The sequence below is a fragment of the Pseudomonas sp. BIOMIG1BAC genome, from assembly GCF_001705995.2.
GTDB classification, from domain to species: domain Bacteria; phylum Pseudomonadota; class Gammaproteobacteria; order Pseudomonadales; family Pseudomonadaceae; genus Aquipseudomonas; species Aquipseudomonas sessilinigenes.
Map to the genome: position 1 here is coordinate 4,606,253 of NZ_CP049045.1, position 22,721 is coordinate 4,628,973.

The 22,721-nt window shown below is 57.9% G+C and carries 22 protein-coding genes; 2 read left to right on the top strand and 20 right to left on the bottom strand.

The features are described from left to right. Position 1: 1 nt before the first annotated feature. The 15 genes from ATY02_RS21390 to ATY02_RS21460 all read right to left on the bottom strand — a co-directional run bounded on the left by ATY02_RS21390 (position 2) and on the right by ATY02_RS21460 (position 15,041). A complete protein-coding gene (locus tag ATY02_RS21390; RefSeq protein WP_020300768.1) occupies positions 2-859 on the bottom strand; it encodes a cache domain-containing protein in 858 nt (285 codons plus the stop codon). Continuing rightward, positions 856-1,740 (bottom strand): pantoate--beta-alanine ligase, encoded by an 885-nt coding sequence (gene panC / locus ATY02_RS21395; RefSeq protein ID WP_032904506.1) that lies wholly within the window; start codon positions 1,738-1,740, stop codon positions 856-858. Before panC ends, ATY02_RS21390 begins: the two co-directional genes overlap by 4 nt. Before the next feature lie 4 nt (positions 1,741-1,744). Further along, positions 1,745-2,296 (bottom strand): glutathione peroxidase, encoded by a 552-nt coding sequence (locus ATY02_RS21400; protein ID WP_020300770.1) that lies wholly within the window; start codon positions 2,294-2,296, stop codon positions 1,745-1,747. Between the two features lie 24 nt (positions 2,297-2,320). Continuing rightward, positions 2,321-3,445 carry an acyl-CoA dehydrogenase family protein gene (locus ATY02_RS21405; protein ID WP_020300771.1) on the bottom strand — a complete coding sequence of 375 codons (1,125 nt, stop codon included), beginning with the start codon at positions 3,443-3,445 and terminating at the stop codon, positions 2,321-2,323. Between the two features lie 42 nt (positions 3,446-3,487). Further along, a complete protein-coding gene (locus tag ATY02_RS21410; protein WP_020300772.1) occupies positions 3,488-4,288 on the bottom strand; it encodes a crotonase/enoyl-CoA hydratase family protein in 801 nt (266 codons plus the stop codon). Beyond that, complete coding sequence (locus ATY02_RS21415) at positions 4,285-5,358, bottom strand: acyl-CoA dehydrogenase family protein (protein ID WP_020300773.1); 1,074 nt, start codon at positions 5,356-5,358, stop codon at positions 4,285-4,287. The genes ATY02_RS21410 and ATY02_RS21415 overlap by 4 nt, the downstream gene beginning before the upstream one ends. Next, positions 5,358-6,506, bottom strand: coding sequence for an acyl-CoA dehydrogenase family protein (locus tag ATY02_RS21420; RefSeq protein WP_020300774.1), 1,149 nt, complete (start codon positions 6,504-6,506; stop codon positions 5,358-5,360). The genes ATY02_RS21415 and ATY02_RS21420 overlap by 1 nt, the downstream gene beginning before the upstream one ends. 110 nt (positions 6,507-6,616) lie before the next feature. Then, entirely contained in the window at positions 6,617-7,924 is a 1,308-nt protein-coding gene (locus ATY02_RS21425) for an amidohydrolase family protein (protein ID WP_020300775.1), read from the bottom strand. 113 nt (positions 7,925-8,037) lie between these two features. Then, positions 8,038-9,315, bottom strand: coding sequence for a cytochrome P450 (locus ATY02_RS21430; RefSeq protein WP_020300776.1), 1,278 nt, complete (start codon positions 9,313-9,315; stop codon positions 8,038-8,040). A gap of 139 nt (positions 9,316-9,454) precedes the next feature. Beyond that, positions 9,455-9,958, bottom strand: coding sequence for a carboxymuconolactone decarboxylase family protein (locus ATY02_RS21435; protein WP_020300777.1), 504 nt, complete (start codon positions 9,956-9,958; stop codon positions 9,455-9,457). A 1-nt stretch (position 9,959) separates the two neighbouring features. After that, positions 9,960-11,135, bottom strand: coding sequence for a thiolase family protein (locus tag ATY02_RS21440; RefSeq protein ID WP_020300778.1), 1,176 nt, complete (start codon positions 11,133-11,135; stop codon positions 9,960-9,962). Then, a complete protein-coding gene (locus ATY02_RS21445) occupies positions 11,132-12,034 on the bottom strand; it encodes a 3-hydroxyacyl-CoA dehydrogenase (RefSeq protein ID WP_020300779.1) in 903 nt (300 codons plus the stop codon). The genes ATY02_RS21440 and ATY02_RS21445 overlap by 4 nt, the downstream gene beginning before the upstream one ends. 13 nt (positions 12,035-12,047) lie before the next feature. Beyond that, the gene (locus ATY02_RS21450) at positions 12,048-12,899 is read right to left on the bottom strand and encodes a fumarylacetoacetate hydrolase family protein (protein WP_020300780.1); all 852 of its coding nucleotides are present in this window, start codon (positions 12,897-12,899) and stop codon (positions 12,048-12,050) included. Beyond that, positions 12,899-13,963 carry an amidohydrolase family protein gene (locus ATY02_RS21455; RefSeq protein ID WP_020300781.1) on the bottom strand — a complete coding sequence of 355 codons (1,065 nt, stop codon included), beginning with the start codon at positions 13,961-13,963 and terminating at the stop codon, positions 12,899-12,901. Before ATY02_RS21455 ends, ATY02_RS21450 begins: the two co-directional genes overlap by 1 nt. A 346-nt stretch (positions 13,964-14,309) precedes the next feature. Then, complete coding sequence (locus ATY02_RS21460) at positions 14,310-15,041, bottom strand: TetR/AcrR family transcriptional regulator (protein WP_032904476.1); 732 nt, start codon at positions 15,039-15,041, stop codon at positions 14,310-14,312. Between the two features lie 184 nt (positions 15,042-15,225). On the opposite strand from ATY02_RS21460, the gene ATY02_RS21465 reads away from it, so the two are divergent. After that, on the top strand, positions 15,226-16,857 hold the full coding sequence (locus ATY02_RS21465; RefSeq protein WP_032904478.1) for an ATP-dependent acyl-CoA ligase: 1,632 nt from the start codon (positions 15,226-15,228) through the stop codon (positions 16,855-16,857). 201 nt (positions 16,858-17,058) lie between these two features. Here ATY02_RS21465 and ATY02_RS21470 read toward each other — a convergent pair whose 3' ends face one another. Continuing rightward, a complete protein-coding gene (locus ATY02_RS21470) occupies positions 17,059-17,859 on the bottom strand; it encodes an SDR family NAD(P)-dependent oxidoreductase (protein ID WP_020300784.1) in 801 nt (266 codons plus the stop codon). A gap of 101 nt (positions 17,860-17,960) precedes the next feature. On the opposite strand from ATY02_RS21470, the gene ATY02_RS21475 reads away from it, so the two are divergent. Next, complete coding sequence (locus tag ATY02_RS21475; protein ID WP_047530986.1) at positions 17,961-18,701, top strand: DUF2889 domain-containing protein; 741 nt, start codon at positions 17,961-17,963, stop codon at positions 18,699-18,701. 84 nt (positions 18,702-18,785) lie between these two features. Here ATY02_RS21475 and ATY02_RS21480 read toward each other — a convergent pair whose 3' ends face one another. The 4 genes from ATY02_RS21480 to ATY02_RS21495 form a co-directional block, all read right to left on the bottom strand. After that, positions 18,786-19,361, bottom strand: a complete 576-nt coding sequence (locus tag ATY02_RS21480; protein ID WP_020300786.1) for an aromatic-ring-hydroxylating dioxygenase subunit beta — start codon at positions 19,359-19,361, stop codon at positions 18,786-18,788. 95 nt (positions 19,362-19,456) lie between these two features. Further along, a complete protein-coding gene (locus ATY02_RS21485; RefSeq protein ID WP_032904480.1) occupies positions 19,457-20,857 on the bottom strand; it encodes an aromatic ring-hydroxylating dioxygenase subunit alpha in 1,401 nt (466 codons plus the stop codon). 123 nt (positions 20,858-20,980) lie between these two features. After that, positions 20,981-21,979: a fumarylacetoacetate hydrolase family protein gene (locus tag ATY02_RS21490; protein WP_020300788.1), complete on the bottom strand. Its 999-nt coding sequence runs from the start codon at positions 21,977-21,979 to the stop codon at positions 20,981-20,983. After that, entirely contained in the window at positions 21,976-22,677 is a 702-nt protein-coding gene (locus ATY02_RS21495) for an SDR family NAD(P)-dependent oxidoreductase (protein ID WP_020300789.1), read from the bottom strand. The genes ATY02_RS21490 and ATY02_RS21495 overlap by 4 nt, the downstream gene beginning before the upstream one ends. Positions 22,678-22,721 lie beyond the last annotated feature (44 nt).

Consider the following 22,721-nt stretch of genomic DNA (forward strand, 5'->3'; position numbering starts at 1 on the left):
ATCATTTGATTGCATAGCAGCCCACGGCCACGACGTATCCATTAACCCGCTGCAGAAAAGTCCTCTTGTATTCGTTCTGCCCGGTCATAGGGTTGCGCCATTGATAGGTGATCTCGCCTGCTTCATGCGCGTTCATCTGCTTGAGTATGTCCTCGCCAATCGGCTTGCCGTCGGTTGAGCGCAATGACTTGAAGTCGGTGCCGATCAGCCGGGGCGAAAAGCCGTGAGCGACGAACCGCTTGGTTTTCAGGTCCACCACAAAGGCGTAAAGATCATCCTGGGTAAGCTGCTTATCGTGCTGATTAATGAGCTCGACGGTGGTTTTCGCGTTGCTGGCAACTTGCTCGGAAATCTGGCGCAGCAGCTGTTGTGCCTGCTCGGGGCTGGACCGTGGCATGTAGTAACCCACGGAGATCACCCGATCTTTCACTCGTTGATAGAACACGCGCTTACGCTCGACCTTGCCGTGTTGCCAGTTCCACCAGCGGTATTCGGCGCTACGCACGATGCCGTCTTCTGGCTGCGAAATGGCTTGTTGTAATGCAGCCTTGAGGTCGTCGTCCAGCACACTGACCACCGGTTTTCCGACCAGTGAAACCGAAGGCCCACCGCTGGCAAGCATCACACCGGAGGTATCGACCACGTAGATGTACAGCTCACCATCGACATAGGCTCCCTGCCGGCTGAACTCGGCCATAGCGGTGTCGCCCTTGGCTTTGTATTCGGCGACAGCTTTTACCAGCAAGGCGTTGGCACGCTGGGTGTCGGCACCATAGGCATCCACTGGCGCTTGTTGAGCCATGCCGACAAGAGAGACAAGGCACAGGCCAAGAACAGTGAACGCTCGATAAAGGCTCATTGGTGTTGTTCCTCTGGTGATCTTTTTGATGTCCGAAATTCCACTGTCAGATTGTCAATGAGCCGCGTTTTGCCGATGCGCGCCGCCACCAGAATCACAAAGTGAGTATCGGTGCTTGTCAGAGGTTTTAAATCCTGGGCATTCCTGACTTCAAAGTATTCCAGCTGAAAACCGGCGTCGCTTATACGTTGATGACATTCAATCAACTGGCGCTCATCCACCCGCCTCTCAATCTGGATACTCGCCGCCATTTGCTTCAAACAAGCGTAAAGGACGGGGGCTACCGAACGCTCATGGTCACTCAGATAGCCGTTGCGCGACGATAATGCCAAGCCGTCCGCGGCCCGGATCGTCGGTGCACCGACAACGTCAGTCACCATATTGAGATCCCTGACCATCGAGCGGATGACTGCCAGCTGCTGATAGTCCTTTTCCCCGAAAACCGCCACGTCTGGCTGAACGATGTTCAGCAACTTGGCAACGACAGTGGCCATCCCGTCAAAGTGACCAGGGCGTGCTGCACCGCAAAGACCATCAGACACGTTCGGCACACTGACGATGGCCTGATTGAGCATTCCATCTGGATAGATCTGTTCGACAGCAGGGGCAAACAGCGCATCACACCCGGCGTTGACCAGTCTTTCGCGATCGGCGTCGGGGGTCCGAGGATAGTTGGCCAGATCCTCATTCGCCCCGAACTGGAGTGGATTGACGAAGATGCTGGCGACCACAAAGTCGGCTCGCTGCTTTGCGCAATGAATCAGGGCGATATGACCGTCATGCAAGTTGCCCATTGTCGGCACCAGCGCGACTTTCTTGTTTTCACCTCGTGCACGCGCCACGAGCGCACGAAGCGCGCTAACCGTATCGACTGTCAGCACCACTTCACGCCTCTTGGACTAATTGAGCTTCGATTGCTTCAAGCAAACGAGGATCATCAGCCGCAATGTCCGGAGCAAAACGAGCAACGACCGTGCCCTGCCGATCAATCAGAAACTTTTCGAAGTTCCAGAGTACGTCCGTTGTGTTGTCTGACTCGATTCCATAACCCTGCAGACGCTCCCGAAAAGGGCCCTCACCCGTCGTTTCGAGTTGTGCGGCAGTCAGCTCGGCGTAGAGAGGATGCTGGTCCGCGCCGACAACCGATATTTTCGAGAACAACGGAAAGTGAATGTCATAGTTCACTGAACAGAACTCAACGATTTCCACATCGCTACCCGGTTCTTGTTCCTTGAAGTTGTTGGCGGGGAAACCCAGTATTTCCAGGCCTTGGGATTTTTTGTCTTGGTACAGTTTTTCCAAACCCTCGTATTGCGGGGTAAGCCCGCATTTTGAAGCGACGTTGACCACCAGCAGAACTTTGCCCCGATAGTCGCCAAGGGTGCGGACGCTTCCATCGATCTGCTTCAGCGAAATGTCGTAAAGGGAGTTACTCATCAGTTTGCCTCATGCAGTTGTGCTTCAAAGAGTACGGCCGATGATTTCTTTCATGATTTCCGAGGTGCCGCCATAGATGCGCGCGACCCGGGCGTCGACCCAGGCGCGGCTGATCTTGTATTCACTCATGAAGCCGTAGCCGCCATGTAATTGCAGGAATTCGTCAAGCAGCTTGCCCTGCATTTCCGATCCCAGCAGTTTGGCCATTGCCGCGATTTCCGGCGTCAGTTCACCGCGCATCACTTTGGCCAGGCAGTCGTCGACGAACACCCGCAACATGGTGGCCTGGGCCTTGGCTTCAGCGAGTTTGAAGCGGGTGTTCTGGAAGTCGAGTACCGGTTTTCCGAAGACCTTGCGCTCCCGGGTGTAGCCGATGGTTTCTTCCAGCAGCGTGTCGATGGATTGCGCGGCACGAATCGCGATGATCAGGCGTTCCCAAGCCAATTGATGAGTCAGGTATTTGAATCCCATGCCCTCCTCACCCAATCGATTGCCGACGGGCACCCGGACTTCATCAAAAAACAATTCGGCGGTGTCTTGCCCTTTCAGGCCAATCTTTTCCAGCAGACGCCCCTTGGCGAAGCCGGCTCGGTCTTCCTCAACGCAGATCAGGGTCAGTTCTTTGGCCGAAGGGTCAATCTTGGTGGCAGTGACCACAAGGCCAGCATTACCGCCGTTAGTGATGAAAGTCTTCTGACCGTTGACGATGTAGTCGTCACCATCACGCCGCGCCGAAGTACGCATGGCTCGCAGGTCGCTACCAATGCCTGGTTCGCTCATGGCAATCACGCCAATCAATTCACCGCTGACCATGCGCGGCAGCCATTGCTGCTTTTGCTCTTCGCTGCCATAGGCAACGATGTAAGGGGTGACGATTTCCGAGTGAGTGGTGAAACCTACGGCGGTGGCGTTGGCTCGCGCCAGCTCTTCGATCATCACCGCCGAGTGACCGAAGTCGCCTCCGGGGCCACCGTATTCTTCGGGCACCGTGGAGCATAACAAGCCGTTCTCACCGGCCTTGAGCCAGACTTCCTTGGGAACGATGCCGTTCTTTTCCCACTCATGCAGGTAGGGCACAATTTCGCGGTCGACGAAACGGCGGGCCTGATCACGGAACATGTTGTGGTCTTCTCGAAATACGCCACGCATTTTGCTTACTCCAGATCGATTCTTGTATTGGGCGATGGGTAATCAGCGGTCCTGGTAATTGGGATCACGCTTGTCGACAAAAGCCGCTACCGCTTCCTGATGGTCTTCGGTGTGATGTGCCAGCGCCTGATACGCCGCCGACAATTCCAGCAGCGAATCGAGGCGCATATGTTGGCCTTCGCGCAGCAGACGCTTGCACAGGCGCAACGCATGACCGGGATTACTGGCGATTCGCCGCGCGAGCGCCTGCGCTTCCGATTGCAGCGTTTCGTGGGTGCAGACTTGCTCGACCAGGCCCCATTCCAGCGCCTTGGCTGCATCGATAGCGTCACCGGTAAACGCCATCAAACTGGCTTTCGGGATACCAATGATGCGCGGCAACAGCCAGGCGCCGCCGTCACCAGGAACAATGCCCAGGCGCACGAAACTCTCGGCGAAGATCGCCTTGGGCGCCGCCAGCCGGATATCGCACATACAGGCAAGATCGAGGCCCGCACCCATTGCCGGGCCGTTAACTGCGGCGATCACTGGGATATCAAGCTCATAAATCGCCAGGGGAATACGCTGAATACCATCACGGTAGGTATTGCGCAGTTCATACGGCGAGCCGGCGAAAATGCCGCCGCGCTCGTGCATGTCCTTGACGTTGCCACCGGCACAAAAAGCGCTGCCATTGCCAGTGAGCACCATGACCCGCACCGACATATCACGGCGCAGCTCGGCGCAGAGATCGACAAACTCCTGAATCTGCTCACGCGTCGTCAGGGCATTGCGGGTATCGGGATGGTTCATGCGCACGGTGACGATGCCGCCCTCACGCTCAATCTGAAGAAACGGGCTCATACCGGATTACTCGCGAGACGGGTTAAGGGTTGTTGGCCATGGCTGGTGAGCAACGGCCAGTATCCATCACTGCCGCCCAGGCATATCTGAGTGCCTAGACGCTGACTCCAAAGGGAGGCCGAGCCGAATTCACTGCGCCACGCCCACAACCGACGGGTGAGCAGATGCAGCGGATATTCCTCGGTAAAGCCAATGGCACCATGCACTGAATGGGCGATGCTGGCGCCGACGCTTGCGGCTTCTGCGGTGCTGATTTTTGCCGCGGCAATGGTCAGCGCGGCGAGCCCCGCACTGGATTCCGTGAAGGCCGCCTCGGCCGCGATGCCGGCGGCGGCAGCCTGCTCAGCGAATACTGCGAGCTGTTGTTGAATGGCTTGAAAAGAACCGATTGCCTTGCCGAACTGCTTGCGTTCACTGGCATAGTTGGCGGTCATGTCCAGTAGCGCGTGCAACGCCCCGGCGGACTGCGCCGCGCGCAGCATCGCGCCGCCCAATTCCAGGACATTGGCGTCGAGCCCGCTGGGCAACGGTGCTTGCGCCAATACCTTGGCACTAGTGAAACCCAAATCATCGCGCGGTTCGCCCGCCACATTCAGACTCAACGTCAGTTCGCTTGCAGCGCTACGCGGCAGCAGCACCACATGCGCAACACCGGCTGGGCTATTAGCGATGGCGACGACCGCTTCAACGTTGCGCCCCCAAGGGACCGAGCAGGCGGTGCCATAAACGCGCTCGCCATCAAGCACCAGATCGGAATTGGCGGCCACGCTGATTGCACCCGCCCTTCCCTCCAGGCCGGCCTTGCTCAGCAGCCAGTTGCCGAGCAAGGCCTCACCCAGTGGCGCGGGCACTGAAAAGCGCCCGGCGGCACGGACCAACACATACATATCGGCCCAACTGGCTTCAGCGCCGCCCAGCGCTTCGGATACACCCGCCAGGGTGAAGCCCGACTCGTCCAGCGCGGCCCACAACTCGGCCGGCCATTCGCCGCCTTCACAGCCCATCACGTAAGCCGGCGTCGCCAGATCGGCAAACAGGCGTTCAATCGTCGCTTCGAATATCTCGCGCATTATCGCAACCCCAGGCCGCGGGCAATGATGCCGCGCAGAATTTCGCGAGTGCCCCCGCGCAATGAGAATGAGGGCGCCATCTGTGTCAGGTAGGCCAGCACGCGTGCATGCTCGCTGCCGCCGTCCTGCCGTGGCTCGGTTTCCAGCAACAGCTGGGCTACCTCGGGGATTTCCTGCTCAAAAGCATTGCCAAGGTCTTTCACACAGGAGGCCGCCCAGGCTGGATGTTCACCCGCCGCCAACTGTGCCGTGACCGACAACGACATATTGCGCAGCGTCAGCAGCTTGGCCGACAGCCGTCCGATCTCCCGCGCTTGTAGTGCGTCAGGGGTCTTGCCCACTGCGTCGATCAGTGTTTTCAACAACGCCATGCAACTGAGGAAACGTTCAGGGCCGCTGCGTTCGAAGGCCAGTTCAGCGGTCACCTGATCCCAACCCTTGCCCTCAGTGCCAATCAAGGCATCGGCGGGCAGCCGCACATTGTCGAAAAACACTTCGTTGAAGTGCTCGCCACCGGCCAGGTCGCGAATCGGGCGGATGGTGATGCCGGGCAGGCTAAGGTCGACGATGAATTGCGACATGCCCTCATGCCGGGCCGCTTGTTTCTCACTGGTACGCACCAGGGCAATCATGTACTGCGAATGGTGCGCGTTGGTGGTCCAGACCTTCTGGCCATTGACTAGCCAGCTATCGCCATCACGCACAGCAGTGCTTTTGATCGAAGCCAGGTCCGAGCCGGAATTGGGCTCGCTCATGCCGATGCAGAAGTAACTTTCACCCCGGCAAATGGCTGGCAGGTAGTGCTGTTTTTGTTGCTCGGTACCGAAGCGATTGATCAGCGGCCCGCTTTGCCGGTCGGCGATCCAGTGGGCCGATACCGGCGCACCGGAGGCCAGCAATTCTTCAATGATCACGTAGCGTGCAAAAGGACCCGCCTCGCCACCGCCGTAGGCTGTGGGCAAGGCCATGCCGACCCAGCCTCGCGCGCCGAGTTTCTTGCTGAATTCCGCGTCGAAGCCCATCCAGGACTGCGCACTCAAGGTAGGTGGGTAATCGGCCAGTGTGTCGAGAATGAACGCCCGCACTTCGGTGCGAAGCGCTTCCGCCTCGGGAGGAATATTGCTGTAGGAAAATTGACTGATGGCCATATGCGCTCTCTAACGCTGAACACAGGCGCAATCGCTTCGAACGAAGCGACCACAGAACGGCAACCGCTCCACAGTCGCCGTTGGCCGGCGACTGTAGGAACAGCGGCAACTTACAACGCGGTTTGCGCGTCAGCCTCGGCGAACATCGCATTGATGTCGCCGGAGGTCACCGGCTTGTTGTCGTGGCGACCGTGATCGGCACCACCCAAGCCCAGGGCTGGCTCGATGCTGACGTGCGTGGCCTGAGCCCGTAGCGCGCCGACCGTGCAGTTTTCCCGACCATGGATGGAGAACGGATCAAAGGAAAACTCACGCATGGCGTTCAGGTGAGTGACCTTGTCGATCATCTCCTTGGGCAGGTGCTGCAACCCTTCCCAAGCGGTCTCCGGCGAGTTCGGCCAGGTGCAGTCGGAGTGCGGGTAATCGCTTTCCCACGTGACCATCTCGGCGTTCAAGTAATCGAGGTTCTTCAGGCCAAAATTATCTTCGATGAAGCAGGTGATGAAGTGCTTGTTGAAGATGTCGCTAGGCATCTTCCCGTCGAAGTTGGAATTGGTCCACGCGTTATGGTGACGGTGGGTGAAGTCAGCACGCTCCAGCAAATAAGGAATCCAGCCGATGCCGCCTTCGGAAAGCGCCATGCGCAGATCCGGGAATTTCTTCCACATCGGCGCCCAGATCCAGTCAGCGGCGGAGTTGGCGATGGAAATCGGCATGGAGGTGATCCAGGCGTCGATAGGCGACAAATCCGAAGCGTGTTGAGCTTTCACGCCGGTACCGATATGACAGCAGATCACCACCTTGTTATCGCTGCAGGCTTTCCACAGCGGGTCCCAGTAATCACTGTGGATCGACGGGTAGCCATGAATGGCCGGGTTGTCCGACAGCGAAAGCGCGTGCACGCCCTGTTTGGCCAGACGCTCGACTTCGGCAGCAGCGGCTTTCATGTCCCACCACGGCACGATCATCAGCGGAATGAAGCGGCCTGGCGCAGCGTTGCACCAGTCGTGCAAATGCCAGTCGTTGTAGGCCTGGATGGCCGCCATCGACACGTCGCGATCAGCGTGTACCTGGAAACGTTGCCCGGCAAAGCCCGGGAAGGTGGGGAAGCACAATGAACCGAGCACGCCGTTGGCGTTCATGTCGTCGACGCGGTCCTTGATGTTCCAGGTGCCACGGCGCATTTGCTCGTAGCCCAGCGGCTCCATGCCGTATTCCTCTTTTGGTCGACCGACCACGGAATTGAGGCCCATGTAGCCAGTGGCCTGTTCCTCGAAGACCCACACATCACGATCACCCTTTTTGACCACATGCGGCTCACGACCCTTGAAGCGGGCAGGCATGTGGCGAGCAAAAGCATTCGGCGGCTCGATCGCGTGGTCATCGACACTGACAAGAATCAGATCTTCAACTTTCATTGTTTTCCCCTTCGCATTCGGGCTTGTTGTTGTGCCTGAATCATAGTGCACATCTCGACTTAATTAAACACATTTTTTGAATGTGTTCATATTAAATCAAATGCATCCCCCCATCACTCCCACAGCACGTGCAGATAGTGCGGACCGCGCAGCTGTGCGCCGACGATCTGCGGCCCGGGTTTGTCAGGGTCGAGACGGATGTTGGGCATCAGATCGAGGATCGCATTCAGTGCGCAGTTGATCTCGGTTTTGGCCACGAATTGACCGATACACATGTGTGGGCCAAAGCCAAAACCAAACGAAGGTTTGGGCTTGCGGTCGATGTCGAATTTATCGGCGTTTTCGAATGCATCTTCGTCGCGATTGGCTGAGGTCACGATGCATTGCACCATTGCCCCTTTGGGGATGGCTACACCGCGAATCTCCAGGTCCTTGGCGGCCTGACGCACCTTGAAAGTGGCCACAGGCTCGAAGCGCACCGCTTCGTCGATGGCCTTGTTTACAAGGCTTCGGTCATTACGCACCCGCTCCAGCACATCCGGATTTTGCAGCAGCAACGACATCAAGGTACCGAAGGTGCGAGTCGTGGTTTCGCTGGCAGCCGGGAGCAGTGAGCGTACAAAAGTGGCGATTTCATGATCGTCCAGCGACCGTCCTTGATACTCCGCGTTGATCAGCCGGCTGATCAGGTCATCGCCCGATGCGCCCTCAGCGCGACGCTCGGACACCACCACTTTCACCACATCGTATAGAGCCTGAGCGGCCTGCATGGCGGCGCCGCGGGCCGCGGCGGCTTTTTCCGGATCGACTTGCGGGCCCGCCAGGATGGCCAGCGCCCAGGCCGCGTACTGCTCGATCTGCTCGGGACGATCCTCGGGAAAGCCGATCAACGAGTAAATCACCCGGATCGGAAAATACAGGGCAAAGTCCATCAGGTCGGCGCCCTTGGCCGGCACCATCGGCTTGAGATACTCCTCGCGAATCACCCGATCGATCTTGGTTTCCTTCCAGCGATTCACCGTCTCGGGCATGAATACCGGTTGCAGCAGGTTACGGATGTTCTTGTGAGCATCCCCGTCCATTGCGGTAAGGATCAAACCATCGAAAAACGCCCCCAGCCCCTCGGCGATAAAACCGCTGGTAAAGGTGCCGGCGTCACGCATGACCGCCATGACATCGTCGTATTTGAACAGTGTGAAGGTCGGCCGGCTGGCATCCAGGCCGGCAATCGACGGCACGCCCAGACTCGCCATGAAGTTGCCTTGCAGCACAGGCGAATTGGCGCGCATATCGCGGTAGGTCGCGTGCAGGTCGATATCGCTGGTACCGCGATAATTACTGGCTACATCGGTGAAAGCCTTCGTCAGGTCGTTCTGTGCCGGTGTGGACATGATCGTCTCCGCTATTTTTGTCATTATTTTTTGTCAGGCAGCTGCTGAAGGCCATACCTTCCGACTGATAATAGGCCTGACTAGATATGTATTGGACACTTATTAATATTTCGATCAACTATTTGTGCTGCGAGACGTGTCAGTAGGCCTGCTGCACCAGTGTCATGCGGCCACCCGCCAACATCAGGGCGCAGTACAGCCCCAGCTCTGCCACCTGGGCGTCAGAGAAAAACTCCCCGAGTCGCAAGAAATGCGTGTCGTCGATCTCCAGGTAATCGCTGGCAAACAATTCGGCATAACGCAACGCGGCACGTTCGACTGGCGTGAAGGACTCACTGTCTGTGGCCATGCACGCAATATCCTCTTCCGTCACTGCGTCGGACTTGCGCGCCAGTTGGCAGGCCTGGCAAGTGGTGATGCTGGCGATTTTCAGCCGCACCAACTCGCGCAAACGCTCATCAAGCAGGCTGTCGCTGTGCAGGCTCTCCATCAAACCCAGCCAGGCCAGGGCTACCTTGGGTCGGTGAGCCCAGACCTGCACCGGCGTCGTTGAACTGAGCATGCGACTGCGCTGGCCCCGCTCTACCGCGTCTTGCAACGCAGACGGCATGGCATCCAGCGGGATCAGCGGTAGGCGTGCCATCTCAATCGAGCCGTTCGATGATGGTCGCCGTGCCCATACCGCCGGCGCAGCAAATGGCTTGCAAGCCAAAACGCCCGCCTCGGCGTTCAAGCTCGTTCAACAACGTGGTCATCAATCGTGCACCACTGGCGCCCAATGGATGACCGAGGGCAATGGCGCCACCATTGACGTTCAACTTGTCGTGCGGCACACCTGTCTCCTGCATCCAGGCTAGCGGCACCGAGGCAAACGCTTCATTGACCTCGAACAAGTCGATGTCGTTGATGTTCAGCCCAGCCTGGCTCAACACCTTTTGAGTGGCAGCAATCGGGCCGGTGAGCATTAATGTCGGATCGGAACCGACGGTTGTGAACGCCACAATCCGCGCTCGAGCCCTGAGCCCGAGTTTTTTCGCGGTTTCGGCACTCATCAACAGCAATGCCGCTGCTCCGTCGGAGATCTGTGACGAGTTACCAGCAGTGATGCGGCCGGTATCCGGACGAAAACTGGTTTTAAGCGTCGACAGCTTTTCCCGCGAAGTATCACGACGAATGGTTTCATCGTGGCGCAACACAACAGCTGGCTCCGTCAGCACCTGCTCACGTAGCTCCTCGACCGCAACCGGCACTATTTCATTATCGAAATAACCGGCATCGGACGCCGCGGCAGCGCGCTGATGGCTGGCAAAAGCGAAATCATCTAGCGCATCGCGACTGAGCGCCCACTTGTCGGCGATACGCTCAGCAGCCTCGCCCTGACTGGTCAGTTCATAGCGTTGCGCTGCCATCCAGCCAAACGCCTCGCCGTGGATTTCACGGTTACTGCCCATGGGCACGCGGCTCATGTTTTCCGCGCCACCCGCCACCACGATATCAGCGGAACCCGCCGCGATAGCACCAACGGCCAAATGCACGGCCACTTCGCCCGAACCACATTTACGGTCGATGGTCAGCCCCGGCACGCTGACCGGCCAACCGGCGCCGAGCAAGGCCGTGCGGGCAATGTTGGCGGACTGTTCGCCAATTTGCGTGACATTGCCAAATATCACATCGTCGACCAACGTCGGCGACACATCGACCCGTTCCAGCAAGTGACTGAGCACCAGCGACCCGAGGTGATCGGCGCGCACGCCGGCCAGGCTGCCACGGAACTTGCCGATTGGCGTGCGTACCGCATCAACTATGACGATGTCTTTCATAACGCACTCGCCTTGAGCCCTGAACCCGGTACTTGTTTACCGTCTTCGTAGCGGTAAACCCCCTGCCCCGACTTGCGCCCAAATCGTCCGGCAGCGACCATTTTGATGATCAGTGGGCAGGGCCGAAATTTTTCGCCCAAGGTCTGGTGCAGATAACGCAGAACAGACAGCCGCGTATCCCAACCGGTCAGGTCACCCAGTTCCAACGGGCCCATCGGATGGTTGAAACCCAGACGTAGTGCCGTGTCGATGTCTTCGGCGGTCGCGGTGCCTTCCTGCAGCATCCACATCGCCTCGTTGCCCAATAGTGCGGACATGCGGCTGGTGGTCAGTCCGGGCGATTCATTGACGATGATGGAGGTTTTGCCGATCTGATCGCACAGGTTGCGAGTGCGATTCACCACTTCATCACTGGTAGCCAACCCCCGCACGAGCTCCACCAGTTTCATTTTGTGCACAGGGTTGAAGAAGTGCATGCCGATCACGCGATCTGCACACTCCACTGACGCCGCAATTTCGGTCACGCTGAGGGCCGACGTATTGGTCGCGATAATCGCGTCCGGTGCCAGCAGTGGCGCCGCTTGCGTGAGCACCGCTTTCTTCACTGCCAACTGCTCGGAGACCGTCTCAACCAGCCAATTGGCGCCACTCGCTGCTTCAGTCAAGTCGCTGCAGGTCAGTAGATTGGCCAACGATTGCTGGGCTTTTTCTTCGCTGACTTTGCCCAGGCGCACGCCATCGGCAAGGATTTTTTCGATGCTCGTCCTGGCGTTTGTCAGGGAGGTGGCATTGGTATCGACCAACAGCGTACTGAAACCAGAGCTGGCGAACGCATGCGCAATACCGGTGCCCATCAGACCCGCACCGACGACGACTACTTTTTCTTTATTGGCGTTCATGTTTGGCTCTCGATTAGGCGCGGTTCTTTTTACTGACCACATTGCGCAACGTGCCAATGCCTTCGACGCTGGCTTCGACCACATCGCCTTCCTTGAGGAACAGACCGGTGCCCATCCCCACTCCCGCCGGCGAACCCGTGAACAACACATCGCCACAGGCAAAACTCGAGCGCTGCTGGACAAAGCGGATCAGATGATCAACACCCCAGGTCATTTCGCCGGTGGAGCCGTCCTGGCGCGTTTCACCATTTACTTTCAAGGTCAGGCGCAGCGTTGGTGACCCTTGCGGAAATTCATCCTTCGTGACGATCCAGGGACCCAGCCCGGTGGTCTGATCCTGGCTTTTGGCCGCGAACAGATCCATGCCAATACCCGCCGGCCCGCTACGCTGCAGGTCTCGCGCGCTGACGTCATTGCCAACGGTGTAACCGAGCACGCAAGCGAGCGGGTTTTCCAGGTCAATCTCGTCAGTACCGATGACCGCCACCAATTCAACTTCGTGATCGAGCTCCTCAGTCAACGGTGGAAAGCGGATCGGGTCATTGGCGCCAATCAGCGCGCCATAAGCCTTGAGAAAGGCGACTGGCTGGGACGGCGCACTCAATCCAAACTCCACCAAATGCTTGGCGTAATTGGCGCCTGCCACGACCACCCGGTTGACGGGTTCTATCGGTGGCAGCAGGCGCACTTTGGAGAGTGGCAGCGCAGGCCCGGCGAAACGCAACGAACTGATGCCGCGTCCGGCAGCCACGCCGGGCGCCCAATCCTTGAAATTGCCGGAAATCGGTGTCACCTGATCTTGGGCGACATCGACCACCGCCCAAAAAACGCCCGTTTCAAAATACTCACATCGCGCCAGTTTCATCAGGCACCTACCTTGCCCAACTTGGCAGGATCGATGTGCAGCAAGCGGCATGCGTTTTCATAGCGAATCTTGCGCAAGTCGGCGTCGGACAACTTCAGGCCATGGGTCAGGTCGTGACGCACGGCATCGCTACCGCCGAAGTTGCTGCCGTACAGCACATGGTCTGCACCGATGATATCGACCAAGGCTTGGCGCATCGGTACTTCATGCAGCTCAACGTCGAAGTAGAAGTTTTTCATGTACTCGAGCAGCGGCTTTTTGTTGTATTTGACGTCGAGGTTCTCGTTGGTCTTGGCCAGACGACCGAGTTGGTACGGGACATAGCCGCCGCCATGGGTGATGTACACCTTAAGGTCGGGGAAGCGATCCAGCACGCCGCCGCAAATCAGGTTCCAGAAACAACGGCTTTCGTCGTACTGCATACCCACGATCGCGGTAGTTTCGTAGCGGTCGTCGTTGGCGTTCTTGCCCCAGGTGACCGACTGGTTGTAGCCGTGAATAAACATCGGCAGATCCAGGTCACAGAGGGTTTTCCACACCACGTCGAGTTCCGGCGAATCGAACTCCAGGCCGCCGAAGTTGGCGCCGCCAGCAACCAGACCTTTAGCGCCCAGTACGGTGCAGGCGTAACGCAATTCAGCCGCCGCCGCTTCTGGCGCATTCAAAGGCACGTGAGCCCAGAACATCAAGCGATCAGGGGCCGCGGAGCAGTATTCCGCGAGTGTCTCGTTGACGGTGCGGGCGAAAGGTACGGCGAATTCGGCTTCGGTCCAGTACATGTAGCAGTGGGATGGGACGGAAACGACCTGCAAATTCTGTCCCGCTGCGTCCATGCCAGCCAAGCGTACTTTCGGATCAGCCCAGCGCGCAAAATACTCTTCAAGCTTGGGACCCTTGCCGGAGCGCACGGCAGCCTTACGCTCTGGCGACCCAAGACCGAGAATCCAGTCACCTACACGCAGCTTGATATCGCCATCGGCGTGCTGCTCGAAGAACGGCCCCCAGTGAGGGTGCTGGTTGTAATAGCCAGGGTGCGGTGCGTGGGCGTGAAGATCGATAAGCATGTTTAGGTACCTCGAAGTTGGCACTTTTTGTTGGTTATTTGCGCGGTGCCTTCACGCGGCCTGGATCAAATTGCCGCGAAAAGGGGAAGCCGACGGCTCACTGCTAAGACCAGAGCTTAAGATTAAATTGATCATAAATCAAAATACTGTTCAATTTATTTTATTGGCGCGCGGAGAGGCCTGACCCAGAGCCCTCGACCCGAGTCGAAAAATGCTTTGCGAGGTTAAAAACTACGAGTCAGCCTTGAAAAAGAATGGAATGCAGGTGGCAGAAAATTCGCGTACGAAAACGCAAAGCCCCCGATAAACGGGGGCTTTGGTTAGCGCGATGGGTAGTTCTTTAAGGTCAGCGGCGGGTGCGCGAGGTAGAACCCATGATCAGCGCGCCCAGGAGTTTTTTCACCCGGACCGGGAACAATCGACGCCCTGCGGCTTCTGGCACGAGGATTTCGCTCAACACGTAACGAATGATCATTTCGCAGATCAGCTCACGGTCAAGACGCACCCCGAGGCGTTCGTCCCAGTCGTCGAAAACGATGCCCAGGCCATCCTGAAAGCGCACGATCGAATCGTGGAAAATCCGTCGGAAGAAGCCCAGCGCGTAGTCGGGCGCAACCACAAGAAGACGACGAGCCCGACTTTGCTCTAGATAGTTATCAAGATAGGCAAATAGCGCATTCAAGCGCGCTTCCGGATCACTGATGTGACCGAGTTCCTGGGACAGCGAGCTGTGAAAGCTTTCGCGCTTGTGGCGCGAAAAGGTGTCCAACAAGTCCTCCTGCGAGGCGAAATAGCGATAAAAGGTGCCACGGGAAACGCCCGCTACCTGGCACACATCCAGAATCGAAATACGATCCGCGCCAGACATCAGCACGACTTCTTCAGTGGCTTTAAGGATGTTGGCAATGGTTTCTTCCGAACGGCGATTCGGCTTGACCTTGGTGCCTGCCACTGAGTTGGCAGCAGCACGTCGCTCTACGGGTTTAGCCGGGCTCGCCCCTGCTTCAGATGGCGCATTTTTTTTGGATTTGGGAGCCGGCGCAGGCGCCTCTGCTTTCTTGGATGCGACTTTTGGCATGGCGTGACGGGCTCATGAAGAGTAAAGATTGTGCAACGTTACCACAGGATCTGTGCATAAATAACACTATATGTTCAACTTATTGCTAAAGACATTTGATGAGTTTGTATTTAGAATTGGATTCTCTCTTCAAAATAAAATCAGGCAGCCCGACCGGTTATGGGTGCCTAAAAGGAGAAAACTGATGGGTAGCAGTGGAAATCCAGACACCTGGACAGTGGGAGAACGAGACACTGTCATTGATGCGTTAGATCGTGCGGTAGCAAGGCATCCAGACAAAATATTGCTGGATTTCAGCGGTGAGTTATACACATATGCTCAGGTTGACTCACTTTCCACCAAGATGGCCAACGCACTTGCCACCCTGGGCGTCAAGGCCGGTGAAACCGTGCTGACGATGCTGGATAACAACATCGATGCCGTCACCACCTGGCTGGCCATCAACAAGCTCTGCGCCGTGAGTGTGCCGATCAACACCGCGCTCAAGGGCGAGTTCCTCCGCCATCAGATCGCCGATACCGGCACCTCGGTGGTGATCTGCGAAGCGGCCTACCTGTTGCGCATCACACCACTCGCCGAACAACTGCAGGACGTACACCACATTCTTCACCGTGGCACCCTCGAGGCAGTTCCTGATTGCCCGATTCGTATTGCGCCACTGGATGAATGGCGTGGCCATGACGCCACCCCACTCGCCAATAAACCGCGACCTTCAGACCTTGCCTGCCTGATTTACACCTCGGGCACCACGGGCCCTTCCAAGGGCTGCATGATCAGCTACAACTTCATGTGCAATCTGGCGCGCCTGCAACTACGTGCCGGTCCGGCCAGTGCCGACGACGTCACCATCACGCCGCTGCCGCTGTTTCACATGAATGCGCTGTGTGTATCGATCATTGCCAGCATTCTGGTGGGCGCGCGCGCCGCCATTCTTGCGCGATTCTCGGTCTCGAATTTCTGGCCGGAAGTGGAGCGCTCGGGCGCGACCATTGCCTCGATCCTGGGTGGCATGGGCGGCCTCCTCGCCCAGGCGCCAGACAACGAAGCGATGCTGCGCTGCGTCGGGCAGATCCATACCGCCCGTGGCAACCCTTATACCGAAGAAACCAAAAAGATCTGGCGCGAGCGCTTCGGCACCAAGCTGGTAGGCGGCAACGGCTATGGCCTGACCGAAGCCTGCGTTATCACTTCGCTGGCTGCCGGGGAATACGCCGCGCCCGGCTCGTCGGGTAAACGTATTGCAGATTTTGACGTAAGGATCGTCGACGACCTCGATCAGGAAGTGCCGCCCAACTCCCCTGGCGAAATCGTGGTGCGCCCGCTCCGTCCCGACATCATGTTCCAGGGCTACTGGCGTCGTCCGGAGGATACCCAGAAGCTGATGCGCAATATGTGGTTCCACACCGGCGACGTTGGCAAATTCGATGATGTTGGCTTCTTCTACTTTGTCGACCGCAAGAAGGACTACATGCGTCGCAGGGGGGAGAACATTTCCAGCTTTGAAATGGAAGCAGCCTTTGCTTCTCACCCGGCACTGGCCGAAGTGGCGGTGCATGCCGTGCCTTCAGATAAAGGCGAGGATGATGTGAAGGTGACTGCCGTGCTGCATGAAGGCGTGACGCTTGAGCCGGAGCAACTGTTCCATTGGGCCACCGACTCGGTGCCCTACTATGCCTTGCCGCGCTACATCGAGTTTCGCAGCAGCTTGCCGAAAAATCCGCAGGGCCGGGTGTTGAAGTATCTGCTGCGCGATGAAGGTAAAACCGACGCCACCTGGGATCTGGAAACCACATCGATCGTGGTGTCCAAAAAGTAACAGTACTACCTGGCATGTGTCGGCCATCCAACGCCGAAAGCCCGCTTTGAAGCGAGCTTTCGCTTCTCTTGGGCCTGGTGTCGCCTTTGTATGAGTGAGCTTGCTTGCGATGAACTCAAGGACAACGCGTTTTACAAGAACGTGCGCGTTATCGTTAACGTCCATCGCGAGCAAGCTCGCTCCTGCATTAATCGTGTGAAATCAATACTCGCGCACGGGAATGCCTTTGGGGCGGGAGTTGTAACCGGGTAGGTGCAGGCCACCGTCGACGTGAATGGTCTCGCCGGTGATAAAGCGCGACATCTCCGACGCGAGGAATACCACCACCGGGCCAATGTCGGCTTCAGGCTCGCCACAGCGGCCCAGCGGACGCATTGAAGCGGACATTTCGGCAAAGCCCGGGTTTTCTGCGGCAAGTTTGTGGAAGGTGGCGCCCATCGCGGTAGGTGCGATGGCATTGGTTCGAATGTTGAACCGCCCCCATTCAGAGGCGGCGCTGCGAGTCAGCCCGACGATCGCTGCCTTGGCCGTGTTGTAATCGCCGTGCAGCCAGGCGCCGATCTCGATATCGATTGAATAGAAGTTGATGATCTTGCCACCGCCCCGCGCTTTCATATGCGGCAGTGCGGCTTTCATCGCCCACCAGGCCGCCCACACTGTAGAGCCGAGGGTTTGCTCCAGCATCGCGTCGGTTTTTTCTTCCAGAAGGACATTAGGGGTGGGTGCAAAGGCATTGTTAACCAGGATGTCCAGGCCACCAAATTGATCAACGGCTAATTGCACGGCGGCTTCGATATCGGCCTTGCTGCACACGTCAGTCTTGATGAACACCGCTTGGGCACCCAGCGCTTTGAGTTCGGCGACTACGGCCTCGCCACTGGTGACATCCAGCTCGGCGACCACCACGGCAGCGCCCTCTTTGGCAAAGTTCAGCGCAATGCCGCGGCCGATTCCGCCACCTGCGCCAGTAATCAGCGCAACCTGTTCATTTAGCAGTGCCATAGTCACTCCACTTCTTGTTTTTTAGTGAACATTTTTGGTTATAGTGTTCAAATATAGCTTATTTCGTCAGCCTGAACAGCATTGAAACAAGGATATTGAGGATGACTGCATTTCGTCGCCGCGTAGACATCATTGCTCAGCATGCCAATGGCACGGGCGAAGTTCGCGCCGCTCTGGAAGACGACTTCCACCACTTCCGGGTGTGGGTCAGCTACCGCGCAGGTGAAGTCATCGCCATTGGCGGTGAAGCGCTGCGCTATCCCTATTCCCTGTGCCCGCAGGCTTGCAATCAATTACAGCAATTGCGGGGGATGAAGCTGGACCGGATAGCCCATTCAGTCACCCGGCAGACCGACGCCAGTCATCAATGCACCCACTTGCTCGATCTCGCGGGGCTCGCCATTGCTGCTGCCGCACGTGGCTCCCGCCAGCGCCGCTATGACATTAGCGTGGGCCAGCGCATCGACAACCGCACCCGCTCTACGTTGGTACGCGATGGCAATGAAGACCTGACCTGGGAAGTAGACGGCACCATGATCGAAGGACCCTCACCCTATTGCGGCATCAATCTTCGCGAAGGCATGGCACGCTGGGCACTGAATGCCCTCAATGAAGAAGCCGCCGAAGCGGCTCTTTTACTTCGCCGCTGCACCCTGATTTCGATGGGGCGCGCGTACAACCTCGACGAGCAGATTCATGCCCTGAACACCGGCCGCTGCTACAGCCAACAACCCGAACGCGCGGAACAGGCACTGCGCATGAAGGGTTCGACGCTGGACTTCAGCAATGAACAGTTCAAATTGTGCGCCCAGGACCAGGAGTGGCTTAGGCAGCACCAATAGTCACACGGCTCCCATATCAAAAGCCGCGCGACCATCATCCGCAAGGCCCGGCGATCCGGATTCGAACCAGACCGCCGATAATGCCTAGAGGAAGACGGCCAGATTTGGCGTTCCAAGCACCGCTTGGTCGATGATGACTTCGCGCCGCGCCAGCTTGAATCCCGCCTCACTCAGACGCAGCACATCACGCCGTTCGCCACTGATAATGTCGACATGGTGATCTTTGAAACGGCTACGGGTCAGCAGCAGGTAACTGGTCACCACAAACTCATCGCTCTTGTCGGTTTCTTCGACAAACACGTTAGTCACCAGACGTCGGGTACGCGAAGGAGGATCTTCCGCCCAGGCACTTTTGCCGGACAGGCGCAGGATTCGGCCCATGATCGAGCGGTAGTCATCGTGGTAATGCTGAACGCTGCGCACGATGGTGGTTTTCAACTCGGCGGCCAAGCGCGTCTGGCGCAGCGGCACGGTGTACACCAGGTCGGTGTCCAGGCGTTCGGCCCACTCCTGCAGGCGAATCTGGTCGAGCAGCGTGGCTTCCTCGTAGAGAAAGGTCACCACATCGTTGTAAATCGGCGAACCCACCGGTACTCGCTTGGTACCGACTGGGGAACCCGGCTGGATATCCTCCACACCGCGTTGTTGAACCTGAGCCATGAGTAACTCCTTAACTTTTATTCTTGTACTCGTGAATGCTGTTACCGGCGACTGCGGCCCGCTAGGACCGCTGTCGAACCAGGACTGGCGAACGCTTATTTCTCGTCCGATGCGGTCATCAGCTCATGCCAGTACAACCACCAGTGCCACTGGGTATCGTCCTTGGTGAAACCTTCGTTGACGATGCCGGGGCCAGGCCACCCTTCCGGTGCTCCGGTTTCAAAGACTGCCTGGTATTTCATCGTGCTCTTGCGGCCCATCGCCCCCTTGGCAGCCAGCGTCATGTGCGGCCAGGTATCGGAGTCATCCTGCTCGACCATGCCGGACGTGCCGAACAGCTGGATGGTTTGCTTGAGCATCTTGTCGCGCAGTTCCGGGGAAGCGTCTTTCTCGGCAAACACCCAGTTGACGAACTCGAGCTTGTCCGGACCTTGCGGCACGTAGGCGTGCAGGGTCATCGAGCCGACGACAGTGCCATCCGGCTGCGGAATGTAGACAAAACCGAAAAGAATATTCGGGAACATCCCACCGACTTGCGGCGGCATGCTGGTGAGCACTTTCAACTGATCTTCGGTCAAGTTGCGTGCCAGCTGTTCGACCATGTCGGCGGTCATGCCGGCAGGCGGCAATGCTTCGAGCTTTTGCTGCACACTCAACTCTGCCGGATCGAGTCCGGTGAGGCGCTTGATCTTGCGCGCCAGGTCGATGCAACGCAGCGCATGGCCGTGCGGCGAGCTGATTTCGACGCCGATCATTTCCGGGCTGAGGTCGGCTGTTTCGCCCTCGCCTTTCTTGGCGTAGTTACCCACTTCGCCTAACCAGCGGTGCAAGGTCAGTGTGTGGAAACCGTCGGCCGCCGATTGCTCGCCAGCCGTCTTCCAGTTGGCGTTAACGATAAAGCGCTGCGGTGGACCGAGTACTTCCATGCCTTTGTCGGAGCGGCAGAAGAGCATGTCGTAATACCACTTGGCATCGCCCAGGAATTCGTCGAACGATGGTCCATCGATATTCCAGGTCGCAAAGACCAGACCGCCATACAGCGTGACCCGAGCCTTTTTCAGGCCCAGTTCTTCTTTGGGCAGCATTTTGCCGTGCATGCATTCACGCTCGACGGGTGAGCCGACAAAGTCGCCATTCGGGCGGAAGGCCCAGCCGTGGTAGATGCATTTATGAATTTGTGTATTGCCGCAATCAGCGGTACTGATGCGCATGCCGCGGTGCGGGCACACATTGAGGTTTACAAACACCTCGCCCTCTTTGCCACGGGCAACAATGACCGAGTCGGAGCCCAGGTCGCGGACCATGAAGTCCCCGGAATTGGGGATCTCCGACTCGTGACCCAGGAGTACCCAGATCTTGCCGAAGATTTTTTCCATCTCCAGCTCGTAGATTTCGCGGTCAGACAACACGCGCATTTGTACTTCACGGCTGGATGGATAGATAAGGTCCGAGACCTTGGTTCCATCAGACAATACGGGGTTTGTTTTTGTTAGCATGATTGCCTCCTGATCAGAGCGTCACGACAGTGGTCGCAACGAAATATAAGACACTTTCTCTATTTATGTACATAGAATTCACTTTCTACTTGTAAGTGAATTCTTCCGTCATTCACGTATGCGTCAATCCTTGTTCGATGCCTTGCCCGCTTGAGTGCGCAGCACACCAATGCCGTCGATCTCCAGTTCAACCACATCGCCAGGCTTCAAATAACGCAATTGCTCCAGGCCGCAGCCGTTGCCGACCGTGCCGGAGCCCAGAAACTCGCCGGGGTACAGGGTTTCCGAGCGGGACACGTGGGCAATCACGTCTTCGAAACTCCAGCGCATATCGCGGGTATTGCCGCGCCCCCACTCCTCGCCATTGACCCGGGCGACCATGTTCAGGTCATAGGGATCACCCAGCTCATCGGCTGTCACCAGACAGGGGCCCATGATATTGGCGGTATCAAAATCCTTGCTCTTGGCCGGGCCGAGCATGCCGGGCATTTCCAGGGCCTGGGCGTCGCGGGCACTCATGTCGTTGAAGATGGTGTAGCCGACGATATGCGCCCGGGCGGCTTCACGGCTGATGTCCTTGCCGCGCTTACCGATGTAGCAACCGAACTCCAGTTCGAAATCCATCGCCCGGCTGTAGCTCGGCCATTGAAATTCATCGTCGATGCCAATCACCGCGAAACGGTTGCCCTTGTAGTAAATAGGCTGCTTGTTGAAAGTCTCGATGACCCGATCGTCAGCGCGGGTGTTCATCGCTTTCAGCGTGGCTTCCGGGTCTTCGGTACGCAGCGCACGGGCACGACGGGCCGCCGCGAAGCTCTGGCGCAGATGCAATTCGAAGCAGGAACAGTCGCGCATTTGTGGAGGCGGCTGGATCGGTGCACGCAGCTTCACGCTGGCACGCTCCAGCACCGCCGCCGAGGGTGCCTTAGCGACCAGTGAGCGGGCCAATTCCAGCGCCGGTTCGCCGGCCTCTACCAAAGCCAGAATGCTGCTCAACGCCACACTGTCACGACCTTCCAGCAAGCGGTAAGCGTGTTGCAGGTCGAGTACCTGCTGATCCCGATTGAGCAATGCACCCGCGCGCTCAAACCCTTCGGCGTCGGTATACGTCACCAGTCTCATACGCGACCACTCACGGGGAGCAGCGCACCGGTTACTGCTGCGGCTTCGTCGGATAAAAGAAACGCCACTACCGCCGCCAACGCCTGCGGAGTGACCCAGCGGCTGCTGTCAGCATCAGGCATGTCGGCGCGGTTGGCGGGGGTGTCAATGATGCTCGGCAGCACAGCGTTGACCGTTACACCACGATCCTTCAGTTCCTCGGCCAACGCCTCGGTCAACCGGGCCACACCGGCCTTGGAGGCGGCATAAGCCCCCATACCTGTTGCGGCTTTGACAGAGGCCAGCGCGCCAATGTTGACGATGCGCCCGGCCTTGGAATCCAGCAGGTGTGTCAACGCGGATTGAGAACTGACCACTGCGGTACGTACGTTCATCTGATAGAGGCGATCCCAGGTCAGCAGGCTGCCACCTTCGACGGTCTCCCAGGCAAACCCGCCCGCGACATTGACCAAACCGTCGATGCCACCCAAATGCCCCGCGACCTGCTCGAACGCAGCGCTGGCCGACTCGCTCGAAGTCAGGTCGACACCACCCAGGCACAGCAGGTTTTCCGTATCCAGCAAGGCAGCTGGGGCCTCGCTACGATCCAGCAACGCCACCCGGGCGCCTCGCGCCAGCAGAAATTTGCCAAGTGCGCTGCCGAGGGCACCAAACCCGCCGGTGACGACTACCCTCTTGTCTAATAGTGATTGGGACATCGCGAAATCCTCTTGTTGTTGTTTTACGGCGCGAACGGTCGATT